A 12,457-nucleotide genomic window follows, 5' to 3' on the forward strand; every position below is an offset into this window, starting at 1 on the left:
ACCCGGCTGCTGCTGCAGCCGGGTTTTTGTTGCTGTGGAGCGTTCAGCAGTCCAGGACTTGCTGAGGATCAGCGTCGCTTGCTTGTATTCGACCAGTGCGATGGATGGTGAAGCAGCGGAGGCAGCTTCGTATCGGAATTGCCCTTCGCCGAGTTGACCTGGGCTTGTGTGAGAAAGATGCTCTTACTGAGGTCGGCACCGCTGAGATCGGTATCTCTGAAATCGGCTCCGATGAGGTCGGCCATTCTCAGATCGGCCCCTCTGAGGTCAGCGGCAATGAGATAAGCCCCTCGCAGGTTGGCTCCTCTAAGATCAGCGCCTCTGAGCTTGGCACCGACGAGATCGGCTCCCCGGCTGAAAGTCTTCTGACGTCCCGATGAGGTTTGCTGCTGGCGGCGGGCTTCCGCACGCACAAGCTCGCTTGTCTTTAATAGCAGGGAATTGACTTCTGCCCGGTGTGCGGCTACATCCAATTCCATCAGTGATTCCGAGCTCAGACGAGTGAGCCGTTCCGTCTTAGCGAGCGCCGCGTTGAGCTCGCCTTGGATTGGCTGGGCTGGCGGCAGCTCCAGCGCTTCGGTCAGATACCAAAGCAGCTCATGGAGATGCCACATGATCGGGAACACCTCGAACATTTGCTTCGCAGAACCGGGTGCTTGCCGCCAGTCCTGTCCTCCGAAGGTAACTTGAGATACCTGTTGACCCGCGCCGAAGCAGTCATATACCGTGCAGCCCCGGAAGCCCCGCTGCCTGAGGCTGTCGTGAACGCCGCAGCGAAAATCCGTTTGCAAGTTCGGGCAGGGCTGACCGGCGTCTTTGTCTATTGAGAAGTCAACCGAAGCTGCGAAGGGCAGTGAAGCACAGCATAGACCAAAGCATTGCTCGCAGTCAGCCTGCAGACGGAGGCGGTTCTGATCGGGGATTGATCCTGTACTTTCGTGATTCTTAGACAATGTGCAGCCTCCCTCCGTTTCAATTCTTTTATATTATTACTGAAAATATCTTCCGTCAATTCTGTCTTGCTACTAGAGAGATGCTTACAAGCTGCAGCCGTAGACGGCAATACGATAGCTCTGCTATACTTAAAGATGTTTTTTGGAACACAGAATTATTGAGGGAGGCCTCGCTTCATGTATTGCATCGCATTCATACGTATACGGTAATGAGGGTACAGAGCATATAAGCCTAGCCATTTTTTAGAAAATGCGTAGGTTTATTTGAACTGTGCCTTTTTCATTGCTAATTACGAATGAATGGGGTGTATTTGTCATGTCCAAAAATAATATTAAAAATCGTGGGATAGCCAAGATAGCTTCCAATTTCTCTGCACAGCATCTGTTAATTAACCAACGTCTAATCCATGACCTAATCGATCTTGCAGAGATAAAGCCGAAAGATACCGTACTGGATATTGGTGCCGGCACGGGGGCGATAACATTCCCGCTCGCAGCAAGAGCGGCAAACGTGACGGCGATAGAGAGCGATCCTGCGTTCGCAGGCAAACTGTTGAATAAGCTGAATGAAGCAACCAATATTCGAGTCAAGCAGGTTGATTTTTTGCAGTACAGCCTACCGAAGGGGCCGTTCACGGTCGTCGCCAATATTCCGTATTCGATTACGACGCCCATACTCAGAAAGCTGCTCGATTATCCAACCGTCATGTTAGAGCGGGCTGTGCTGATTGTTGAAAAAGGTGCAGCCCAGCGGTTTACAGTTAATTCGGTTACCGATCCGCGCATTCTGAAATGGAGAATGTGGTATGATATTAAGCTCGTCCGGAGTGTACCGCCACACCATTTTTCACCGCCGCCTCGCGTGGAATCAGCGGTCTTAACCATTCGCAAGAAGAAGAAGTTCACGGTTCCCCCTCATCATCATTTAAGGTTTATGGCTCTGGCTGAACACGGACTGCAATATCCGCAATTCCCGTTTTACGCAGCTTTAACGGATGTTTTTAGGTCGCCTCAAATCACAAAGCTGGTGAGAATGCTAAGAATCGATAGGAATCAACCGATTTGTTCTCTGACCGAGCAGCAGTGGGGGGAGCTTTTCCTTGCGATGGTTCAACATGTTGAACCATGGAGATGGCCTAGAATATCGAAGAAATATATTCGAAAAAAATAGGTGTAAGATAGTCTTCATGCACATTCAGATGGAAAGGACCCGCTGCGGCGGGTCCTTATTATTTTGTGTAAAAAAAACGGATTGCAGGTGGAGGGCTTATCTTAAATATAGCTAAAGTTAGGGTCAGGCGGGATAACTGTGTTAGAATGATAGAATTGGTAAATATTACTTTATACTGGAAATGGAGTGGATGGATTGAAAGGCTTTGGTTACAAACGTATCGGTTTGATTGGTGCTTTAACGATGTCTGTTGTATTGTCGGGCTGCAGTTTCTCTGGCGGCGGTTCACAGAATGGGGAAGCAAGCTCATCGCTGAAGGTGATGTATTACGATGAAAGATCCTTCTATAGCCAGCTGGGTATGGTCTATTCCGCGCTTCACCCGGAGGTGGATATTACAGTCGTTACCCAACAACAAACGGGTCCGATTGATCCGCAGAAGGATATGAAAGCCGAGTTTGATAAATTTATTGCAGAGGAGCAGCCGGATGTCCTCATGCTTTCAACGGAGCAGTTGACCCAATATGCCGAGGACGGTAAGCTGCTTGAGCTGGATACACTGGTGGAAGATAAAGATTACAACAAGGAGACTTTGATTCCCGGCCTTATTGACTACGTAAAGGAAATTGGCGGGGGGAAAATATACGGTCTACCCTCGAACTTCTATAGTCAGGCGATTTTCTATAATAAGGATCTGTTTGACAAGTATGGTATCACGCTGCCGGAGGATCGGATGAGCTGGGACAAGCTGTTTGATCTGGCACAGCGGTTCCCTACTGACGGTGCGAAGGATAAGCGGGTCTATGGGCTCAGCTTGGGATATAATAGTGATCTCTATCAATTGGGAACGATGATAGGTGCTTCACAGAATCTGAGCATGGTTAACGCCACGAGCAAGCAGGTCACCATAGATACGTCAGCATGGAAGAATGTTTTTCAGAGTGCATGGAAGGGATTGAAATCCGGCGCTCTATACACGGAGGATCCCAATGGCATGAGCGGCTCTAATCAAACCTATGAGGACTATCTCCTGCGCGATCCTTTCATATCCGGGAGGGCGGCGATGAAGCTCGAGGGCGCCTATTTTATGGACAATATCAAGGAAGCGCAGACGAGAGTGAAGGATAAGGCGATCCAAAACTGGGATATCGTCACCGTCCCTGTCAATCCGGAGAGTCCGGATACGAGCCCGAATATGTCGTTCAACCAAATTTTTGCGATTAATTCAAAATCCGTGAACACGGAAGCGGCCAAGGATTTTGTCAGCTATGTAACCGGCGAGGAGTATGCGAGAGTCGCTTCGAAAGTTCAAAATGGCGGTTTTCAGGTCCGAACCAATTATTTGAAAGACGACGGTAATCACAATATGCAAGCGTTCTATAGTCTGAAGCCGGCGCAATCATCCATCTATAAGGACTACGAGAAGCTGCCGCAAGAGTTCTTCATGCAGTTTATGACGGTCGGCCAGGAAGAGCTGAAGGGTGCATTCGATGGTAAGAAGTCGCTTGATGAGGCACTCGCTTTGGTGCAGACCCGAGGTCAGCAAATCATGGATCGGGAGCAGGCGAAGGAGAAGAACAAGCCGGCTGAAGCGGACGTGTCTAATGCGGCCACGACCACCACAACTACGAATGCAAACTAAATGGAACGAATACGAAGACAACGGGCTGCCGATCGAATCGGCAGTCATTGTCGTTTATTAGAGAACACAACGGGCGAAGGGGTTATAGACAAAAAGATCCGCTGCATTAGCGGATCTCATGTTACATCTGCATAGAGCGTCGTTAAGGAGCGTAATTAATGACCATCTTGGAAACCTGCTTCTCCCATGAATCGGAGCCGGACAACTCGACCTTCAGATACTGAGTGCCTGCAGGCAATGCGCTTAGAGGCGAATAGGTTTTTCTGTACCACTGGCCCAAGGTGTAGACACCCGGCGTACTGATATGCACGACAGGCGTCCAGTTCACATTGTCGGGAGACGTGTAGAAGGCTACACCATTCCAAACGCTGGCGTGATACAGGGTTGCCGTGAAGTTGGTAATATTCTGGAGGTTATAAACAAAGCTTTCCGTGGTTCCTGTTGTCCGTTTGACCCGCGAGCCGTCATTATTGAAGTATAAGAAGCTGTTGGATGAATCGAATGCGAGGTTGCCCGTATGTGAGCTTGTTTTGGTCCAATTGTTCAGATCGTCGGTCAATGTCTGTCCCGCAGGGTCGGCTGAAGAACCATTCTCCCCGACGAATGTTACGACGCTCTTAGGTGCAATCAGCGTCTTGAACTTGCCGCCCGACAGCGGGACGTTCGGCCCCTTCGCCATATTCAATTCGCTGTTGGTAATGTAGGGAGTTAGCTTCCCGGCTGTAAATCCGCTCGGCAGGAAGTTCAGTTCGGCTGTATTGTCGCTGTCATTGACTGCAACAATCGTGAATTTCCCTGTAGCCGGGTCTTTATAAGCTGAAGTAAATACGCCTGTTTGGGGATTGTCCGGAGCGCCTATTCGAACATAGCCAGGTTTAATGAATTTGCTGAAATTACCGAAAGCATAGTATCTCTTCGTCAATTGATAGGTATTCGTGTCCTTGTACACATTGATTAATCCTTCATCATTGTTGCCTGGAATTGCTCCAGTCCAGTACATCCAGGCGTTGACATTGGCCTTCGTTATGAAATCATGAATTTGTCTAGCGAATTTTAACCCGGATGTCATTCCCGGATCATAGGAGTCCACCTTCGAGACTTCGGTCATCCATACTTTTTTGCCTTTGGAAGCAGCCTTGGTAAAAGGAGTGGTAGGCAGCTCCACGTTCACAACCGGGACGGGGTAGTTATGACCGGCAACAATGTCGATCCGTTCTGCCGAAGCGGGGTCATCGAGTGCGTCCTTTACCAAATCCTCCGACCACCACGAAGATTCGCCGGCAATGACTTTCGTGTCTTGTACGCCTTGATTGATCATAGCTTGCTTGAGGTAATCCTTCAAAAATACTTGGATGTTGGTTGAATTCCATTCGCTGGAATTCCAGGAGAGGAAGGTCATCGAGTTGGGTTCATTCGTTAAGGAAACCCCGTACAGGTCGATCCCGAACTGCTGATCATATTCCTTAATGAACTTCGACATGAGGAGGGCAAAATCACCATAGTTCTCGGACTTGAGGAATCCGCCATTCGTTGTGGAATTATTCGTTTTCATCCATGCCGGAGGACTCCAGCTGGTTGCGATAATCTTATCGACGCCTCGAGCTTTCGCTTGCTGCATCACCCAAACCTGGTCAGGCCTGGCATTGAAATTATACGTCCCGGGCGATGGGTTGAACTGCGGGAAAATCTCACCTCTAAAAATGGATATTCCAATACCGGTTTCTTGCGTGAACAGCAGGTCCATGACCTGGCTTCGTACAGGCTCCGATAAATCATAAATTGCATCTGACCAGCCTGCCTGCGATACCCCAAATCCGTCAATCTCTTGTTTAACGTCGTTCCAATTGACCGTGACATCCGAAGCTGCGTTGGCCGTAATCGGCAGCACAACCACCGTCGTCAGCATAACACTCATGGCGACTCCAACACTTGCCAGCCTTTTCAACAGGGTTTGAATCATGAAAAACCACCTTCCCTAGGATGTTGGGACTTTTGCATGTGTACCGTGCTTATGGACAGAAAGCATTGATTCACCCGCGATACCGCGACTTACCCGCGATGCCGATCACTCCCTTCCGTGCGATGGGTTTACGAAAGAATGGTGGATATACCCATTCAGGAGGATTGTAATTGGATTTAATTTGGAAGTCCATGGATACAATATCGTAATATCCGTCCATTGGTTGTTTTTGTGTGGGTTTAATGCAATCCGCTAATGTCATAAAAAGGATTAGGGTATTTTGCAGCGAATAGTAAATCGTTTTGCATAAGTTTGCTGTGGCTGGAGGCCGACGATATAAAAAATGGCTTCGACTTAGCGGCTATTTTTTCTCCTTAATAATTTTGATCTCACTACCCTGACATACAGTTGTCAGGGTTGCTGTAGTAAAATGAATACAATAGTAAATAACAAAAACCGCTGGTTTGAAATGATGGCACGCACCACCGCGTTAACTGTTGACGATACAGGCGTACGCCTTTAGAAATAGTGGAGAGAGCAGCTGCTCCGTGCTTCTCGATTCGGAGGTGCTCAATATTCCTGTTAGGGGGCAGTACATGAAGGAACACAATCCAAATATTCCATATCAGCGGTTGCTTAATCTGCGCATTAACGGCGGGAGACTGGACAGTCCCGAGCAAGTCGTAACGCAGCTAGGCGCTATGCAAGCACAGGATTATCATCAAGCCCTGTGGGCTATCGGTCTTCGTATGCAAGCTGCAACCGTAACGGATATCGAGCAAGCCATCGCAGATCGTAAGATCGTCTTGACATGGTCGATGCGCGGAACGATACATTTTGTGCCGCCAGCGGATATGAGATGGATGCTGAAGATATCGGCTTCTCGTTTGCTTAAGCAGGATAACCGAAGACTGGAGCAATTGGAACTAAATCAGGAGATCATTGAACGAGCCAGGCAGATTTCCTATGATGCCATGCAAGGGGGGCGGCGGATATCCCGCCCTGTTCTCATGCAATTGCTGGAGGACGAGGGGATCAGCAGGCAGCGCGGCTATCACCTTCTATGGTATTTGGGCCAGTCAGGCCACATCTGTCTGGGGCCGAGGGATGGCAAGCAGCAAACCTTTGTATTGCTGGATGAGTGGGTGCCTCAAGCCAATGAGCTGTCTATGGACGAATCGCTTGCTGTGCTCGCTGAACGATATTTCACCAGTCACGGGCCTGCAACCGTTCATGATTTTGCTTGGTGGGCAGGTATTACGCTGACGGATGCAAGACGTGGTGTTGAAGCTGTACAATTCCGATTGGTGTCGAAGAAGGTAAACGATCAGGTGTACTGGGAAGGCGGACAGTCACGGGCAGGATCTGTCGATGCCGAATCGACAGTCTATCTGCTCCCTGGATTTGATGAGCATCTTCTTGGTTATAAGGACCGCAGTGCGGTGCTGCGGGCGGAGTATGCAAGTAAGATTGTTCCCGGCAATAACGGCGTATTCATGCCAACCATCCTCATTGACGGACAAGTAGCTGGCCTATGGAAGCGTACCATGAAGAAAAAAGGGATTGATATGGAATTCAACTTGTTTGCACCTCATGAGGATCAGGCAGATCGCATCCTGGAGACGGCACGACGATACTGCACATTCATGGAATTGCCGATGGCGGAGACATCTTTTCAAGTTGTAGAGTAATACGGGCTGACAAAGAAGGATGCGGACCACATTAGGGATTGGCAGCTTTCGCTGTGTATGAGAGAGAATGAATGAAGCAACAAAGGCTGCCGGTAAATCGTCTATTAACTAAGTTCGTATTCTTGCAGCCTGGAGGAATTGCATATGAGGAAGCAGCTTAGAAACAAGGCTATTGTCATCATCCTGCTCATTGCCTGTTGTATTCCGTTCCTTTTCTTATGGATGTGGTACTCTATTGTGGGTTCTCTATGACAGCGGAGTTGAACGTGTTCTATGTATATGGCCGTGTTGACCCGGATACCGTGAATGTCTATAATAGGGTCATTCCTACTCTAAGGAGAGATTTGTTGTTCTTAACGAAGTAATCTCATAACCGTAATGAAGCTAATTCCATGATATAGCCTTGATCGGCTATGTTTATTTTGTGTGGATTCTTCTACGATGTGATTGGTTAAGAACAACGGAGTCTATTGAAGCCTAGGGTAGTATATCCTTGCTGCGTCTTGATCCGTGCTGATTTCAGCACTTTTTTTATTCAAGGCATAAGTAAGGATTGCCCTATATGGAAGGCGGAGAATGAACCTATGTTCATTCTCCGCCTTTTTGGTTTTCTTAGAAGGGAGGTGAGACCAAGAACGAATGCATGTAAGAATGCATGAATGGAAGTCTACTATTCTAAAAGAAGGGTGAACAATATATGAAGCTTGAAACGAATCGACTGTTGTTAGTGACGCTTGATCTTTCTTTAATCGATGCGGCAGCCCAGCGGGATGTGCGAGCAATTGAAGCCTTAGGGTACAAAACCAACGGTGAATGGCCGGGGCCTGATTTTTCTGAAGCGCTGCCTTATTTTCGGGAGATGTTGATTACTAATAATGGGACAAGGGGATTTGACTCTTGGATCATTGTGGCGAAGGAAACCCAAGAAATCGTTGGCGGTATTGGCTTCTTGGGTGATCCTGATCCGGACGGCAGCATTGAAATCGGTTTTGCCATTAATGAAATCTACCGTCGCAAAGGTTATTGTTATGAAGCATCCCAACAATTATTAAACTGGGCTTCGAATCAGAATTCGGTCAAATGCATCACCGCTCGATGTGAACGGGATAATATCAGTTCAAAGCATGTACTCGAAAAGTTAGGCTTCCAAATTGACCGTCAAGATTCGGAATTGTTTTATTGGACTTATGCTAGGTAGTGTTTGATATCGGAAATTGATATGGGCTGCCGCGAGGCAGTCCTTTGTAATGTGATATGGAATTACCGAAATGGAATCATTATTTTTACATATTATGTTATCATTGGTTTGGTTGTACTGATATGAAATTGGCGGAAAAGACCAACTGTATCGCAAATATTATATATAGATTTCTCAAGACCGAGGGAGCTTCCACATAAGGAATTATTTCAAGTAGAGTTCGATCAGATAACTAATTGGGATTCGTAGGAAACTTCTCACACCGTGAAAAACGACGAGAAAGTTTATGAATATTGAACCCGATAGGAAGTGGTGGCATTGCTGGGTACAAAGTTGATTTGCATTGAGGGCATTCCCGGTTCGGGAAAATCCTCTACAGCTCAGTTCATATCGCGTATGTTCGGTCAGCTCAGCTTTCCCCACAAGTGGTGGTATGAAGAAGAGCTGGGACACCCTGTCTATGTATTTACTGATGCGGCTTCGGCGCAGCAGACGGTGAACGATCTATCAGGCGGTAATTATCGCGACGTTATTGTAAGAGCGCTGAGGCGCTGGGAGCAGTTTGCCGAACATGTCGCGGCATCGGAAGAAATCATCATCATCGACGGTTGTTTGCTAGGTTACTTGACCTGGAGCCTGTTTCCCTATAATGTCCCGGAAGATGAGATCATGGATTACGTCAAGGAAGTTGAAGTGATCATCAGAGGGTTGAACCCATGCCTTATTTATTTCTATCAAGATGATCTTCGTGCCGCATTAAGCAGCATTATACAGAGAAGAGGCAGCGACGCAGAGAAGCATATGCTCGATAGGGTTTCGCAGTCGAAATACGGAAAGACTCATGGTTTAAGCGGTTTTGACGGGATGGTCACTTATTGGGAAGATTATCGGGCAATCATGGAAAGTCTCTATGACTCGCTGCATATTCACAAGCTTCGCATAGAGAACCATAGGGGAGACTGGATGGACTATTATCGTCGAATTATGGAGTTTCTCGGAATCGAAGCAGAGGAGGCGCTCCCTCACTCCGACCCTAGTCTGCAGCGTTTTGCGGGAAGCTATAGATTCACCGATGCGAGTGGTTTCGTTCAGATCTGTACCGTTCAATGGGACTCGGGTCAATTGATCGTGGACGGATTGCCGCAGGTATGGACCCATACGGCATTGCTGCCTAAGCCGAATCAAGATGTGTTCGATGTGGCGTCATTGCCTTTCCAAGTTCGATTCTTGGTGGACCCCGATAACGATAACATTCAATTGCACATGTCCGGTCCCGCTCTGTTAGACGGAGCGGCGGAGTGTATGGCAGTGAAGATGTAAAGATTACATTGTGAGGAGTCTCATCGTTACAAGAGACGCGTATTCATGCACGGTTTGGATCCGTCTAAGCGAGTCCGTTATGAACGGGCTAATTGAGGTGGTACCACGGGGTTTCCCGTCCTTATCTAGGACGGGAAGCCTCTTTTTATTTAAAATTGAGGAGTGGAGCAGGTAAGATTGTATTTACGGGTATTAGCAAATTTTCAAGCGGCTTCGGGCTGTTCGTACCGAAACGGGTGCATCATTTTTTTGCGAAAGACAGTCCTCGCTCTTTAAGAGCTTCGTTCAAAATTCTCACAGCCTTCGGTCCTACGCCATGCAGCTTCAAAATGTCAGCTTCAGTCACCTTTGTAAATTGTTCAAGCTTGTAATACCCGGCCTCTGCGAGATTACGTGTAGCTGGCTTGCTGATCTTGGGAAGATCGCTTTCTTGTGTTGTTGGATTGAATTTATCCATTCTATAACTCCCTCTCATTCGAGAATTTAATCATCTGGTATACATATAGGCTGTTCCTTCAATATATACAATTTCGGTCTTTCTACAAAGGGGTTTTCCTCGTTTACTCGAAGTTACTGTATGGACGCAGCTTCAACTAGTAAATGAAACGAAAGCAAGTAAAGATCTTTATATTGTTGCCGGAGGGGCGGGGAATTACGATAGAAGATAGACAGGATTGGATGTAGATCGACAACTGAGCGTGGGCATCCGATGCAAGTTTTGAATTATTTCGCGCTTTCGAAAAGCAAAGAACCCTCAACACTTTTAGGAGGATGAAGATGAGACGAACGACAGCAAGTTTGATTGTGATGATCATGCTGATAGTGGCATTAGCTGCATGCAGCGGGAACGACAATGCAGGCGGCAATAATTCGAAGCAGGGTAATGATCCATCGGCGAATAAGGGGTCTAATGTCAGCGGTAACCAATCGGATTCGGGACCGCAGGATCCCCTTGGCAAATATGAAGAACCGATCACCGTCACGCAGGTATTGGCGTATCGCGCACCTGAAGAAGGCGATGCGCTGAAGGGCGTCACGCCGGAGACGAACGGCTATCTGAAGGATTTGAAAGAAATGCTTAATATCGATCTGAAATATGAATGGTCTGTACCCGCGGATCAGTTCGAGCAGAAGTTCAGCCTCGCCATCGCTTCGGGCGACCTGCCGGACATCATGCAGATTGACTACAACACCTATGAAAAGTTCAAGGAGCAGGATGTGCTCGCCGATCTGACGGATGCTTATAAGAACTATGCCTCGCCCCTTCTGAAGAAAACGATTGAAGCGGATAACGGCTTCGCGCTTAAGAGCCTGACGACAGACGGCAAGCTGCTCGGCGTCGCAACGAGCGGCGAAGGCGTTGTACAGATCGTCTGGATCCGCTCCGACTGGCTGGCAAATTTGAAGCTGCAGCCTCCAACCACGATAGACGAGCTGGAGAAGGTTGCCGAGGCCTTCGTGAAGAACGACCCGGATCAGAATGGCAGTGACGATACTTATGGCATCGTTTTCAACAAAAATCTGCTCGGCTGGGGCTTCGACGCGAGGGGCGCTTTCTACAGCCACGGAGCTTATCCCGGAGCTTGGATTAAGGATGCAGATGGGAAGCTGGTCGCAGGTGAAGTTCAGCCAGAGACGAAGACGGCGCTGGCTCGCATGCAGTCTTGGTATAAGAACGGCATTCTGGACAAGGAGTTTGCCTTAAGGGATGAGAACAAGGCAAGCGAGGATATAGTTGCGAGCAAGGTCGGAATTGCATTCGGCGAATGGTGGTATCCGAACTGGCCGCTTAACCTGAATAAGGACAATGACCCGAAGGCGGAGTGGATTCCGCTCATGCTGCCGTCGCTGGATGGGAGTGCGCCAGGGAAGACGCTTATCTCGAGAACCGTCAGCTCCATTCTTGTCGTGAATAAGAAAGCGAAGCATCCCGAAGCCGCGATTAAGATGGCGAATTTCTATCTGGAATTGTCTAAGCCGAAATATGCCGTCAAGGAATCGCCGGACTTCAAGGGAGCGAAGAACGGCTACATCTACCTGTGGTTCCAGCCAAGGTTCTATTATCCGAAGATGTTCGATGAGGTCATGGCGAAGGTTAGCGACGCCATAGATGCCAAGCAGGATCAGCTCGACCTGCCCGATGACTTTCCAGGAGCGGGCGAAGCCCAATCTGTCTTCACCAACGCGAAGAAGTTCTTCGAGAATCCGAAGGACAATGCCGCTTGGGGGATGTGGTACAGCCGGGGAGCAAGGGACGGCGGCGTAGGGTTATCGAAGAAGGTCGTGGATGAGAAGCACACCGTCTATAACGAATATTACGGACCGCCGACGCCAACGATGCTGGAGAAGGGCGCGTCGCTGAATAAGCTTATGATCGAGACCTTTACGAAAATCATTATGGGATCGGCTCCGATAACGGATTTCGATAAGTTTGCCGACAGCTGGAAGAAGCTCGGAGGAAACGATATCACCGATGAAGTGAATGCCTGGTATGCCGAGAATGCTGTGAAAGAATGAGTTCAT

General features: G+C 48.3%; 9 protein-coding genes. 6 read left to right on the plus strand and 3 right to left on the minus strand.

What is annotated here, in order from left to right; all coding sequences use genetic code 11:
• Positions 1-68: 68 nt before the first annotated feature.
• Positions 69-953: a pentapeptide repeat-containing protein gene (locus tag NNL21_RS14085; protein WP_204819591.1), complete on the minus strand. Its 885-nt coding sequence runs from the start codon at positions 951-953 to the stop codon at positions 69-71.
• Between the two features lie 316 nt (positions 954-1,269).
• Here NNL21_RS14085 and erm point away from each other — a divergent pair, with 316 nt between their 5' ends.
• Entirely contained in the window at positions 1,270-2,124 is an 855-nt protein-coding gene (gene erm, locus NNL21_RS14090; RefSeq protein ID WP_204819592.1) for a 23S ribosomal RNA methyltransferase Erm, read from the plus strand.
• A gap of 195 nt (positions 2,125-2,319) precedes the next feature.
• Positions 2,320-3,765: an ABC transporter substrate-binding protein gene (locus tag NNL21_RS14095; RefSeq protein WP_204819593.1), complete on the plus strand. Its 1,446-nt coding sequence runs from the start codon at positions 2,320-2,322 to the stop codon at positions 3,763-3,765.
• A 142-nt stretch (positions 3,766-3,907) separates the two neighbouring features.
• Here the strand turns inward: NNL21_RS14095 and NNL21_RS14100 are convergent, their stop codons facing one another.
• Entirely contained in the window at positions 3,908-5,725 is a 1,818-nt protein-coding gene (locus NNL21_RS14100) for a glycoside hydrolase family 30 protein (protein WP_204819594.1), read from the minus strand.
• Between the two features lie 596 nt (positions 5,726-6,321).
• Between NNL21_RS14100 and NNL21_RS14105 the strand changes: the two genes are divergently transcribed.
• The 3 genes from NNL21_RS14105 to NNL21_RS14115 all read left to right on the plus strand — a co-directional run bounded on the left by NNL21_RS14105 (position 6,322) and on the right by NNL21_RS14115 (position 9,934).
• Positions 6,322-7,416, plus strand: coding sequence for a winged helix DNA-binding domain-containing protein (locus NNL21_RS14105; protein ID WP_204819595.1), 1,095 nt, complete (start codon positions 6,322-6,324; stop codon positions 7,414-7,416).
• 697 nt (positions 7,417-8,113) lie between these two features.
• Entirely contained in the window at positions 8,114-8,614 is a 501-nt protein-coding gene (locus tag NNL21_RS14110) for a GNAT family N-acetyltransferase (RefSeq protein ID WP_204819596.1), read from the plus strand.
• Positions 8,615-8,932: 318 nt separating this feature from the next.
• Positions 8,933-9,934, plus strand: a complete 1,002-nt coding sequence (locus tag NNL21_RS14115; protein WP_204819597.1) for a P-loop NTPase family protein — start codon at positions 8,933-8,935, stop codon at positions 9,932-9,934.
• A gap of 241 nt (positions 9,935-10,175) precedes the next feature.
• Here NNL21_RS14115 and NNL21_RS14120 read toward each other — a convergent pair whose 3' ends face one another.
• Positions 10,176-10,391, minus strand: coding sequence for a helix-hairpin-helix domain-containing protein (locus NNL21_RS14120; protein ID WP_204819598.1), 216 nt, complete (start codon positions 10,389-10,391; stop codon positions 10,176-10,178).
• A 320-nt stretch (positions 10,392-10,711) separates the two neighbouring features.
• Here NNL21_RS14120 and NNL21_RS14125 point away from each other — a divergent pair, with 320 nt between their 5' ends.
• A complete protein-coding gene (locus tag NNL21_RS14125) occupies positions 10,712-12,451 on the plus strand; it encodes an extracellular solute-binding protein (protein WP_204819599.1) in 1,740 nt (579 codons plus the stop codon).
• The last annotated feature ends 6 nt before the right edge of the window (positions 12,452-12,457 follow it).

Source organism: Paenibacillus mendelii, assembly GCF_024498075.1.
Lineage (GTDB): Bacteria > Bacillota > Bacilli > Paenibacillales > Paenibacillaceae > Paenibacillus_Z > Paenibacillus_Z mendelii.

Bases quoted from the DNA above. Each gene is read 5' to 3' on its own strand.
- NNL21_RS14110 (WP_204819596.1), top strand. From the start codon at position 8,114: ATGAAGCTTGAAACGAATCGACTGTTGTTAGTGACGCTTGATCTTTCT.
- NNL21_RS14105 (WP_204819595.1), top strand. From the start codon at position 6,322: ATGAAGGAACACAATCCAAATATTCCATATCAGCGGTTGCTTAATCTG.
- NNL21_RS14125 (WP_204819599.1), top strand. From the start codon at position 10,712: ATGAGACGAACGACAGCAAGTTTGATTGTGATGATCATGCTGATAGTG.
- NNL21_RS14120 (WP_204819598.1), bottom strand. From the start codon at position 10,391: ATGGATAAATTCAATCCAACAACACAAGAAAGCGATCTTCCCAAGATC.
- erm (WP_204819592.1), top strand. From the start codon at position 1,270: ATGTCCAAAAATAATATTAAAAATCGTGGGATAGCCAAGATAGCTTCC.
- NNL21_RS14100 (WP_204819594.1), bottom strand. From the start codon at position 5,725: ATGATTCAAACCCTGTTGAAAAGGCTGGCAAGTGTTGGAGTCGCCATG.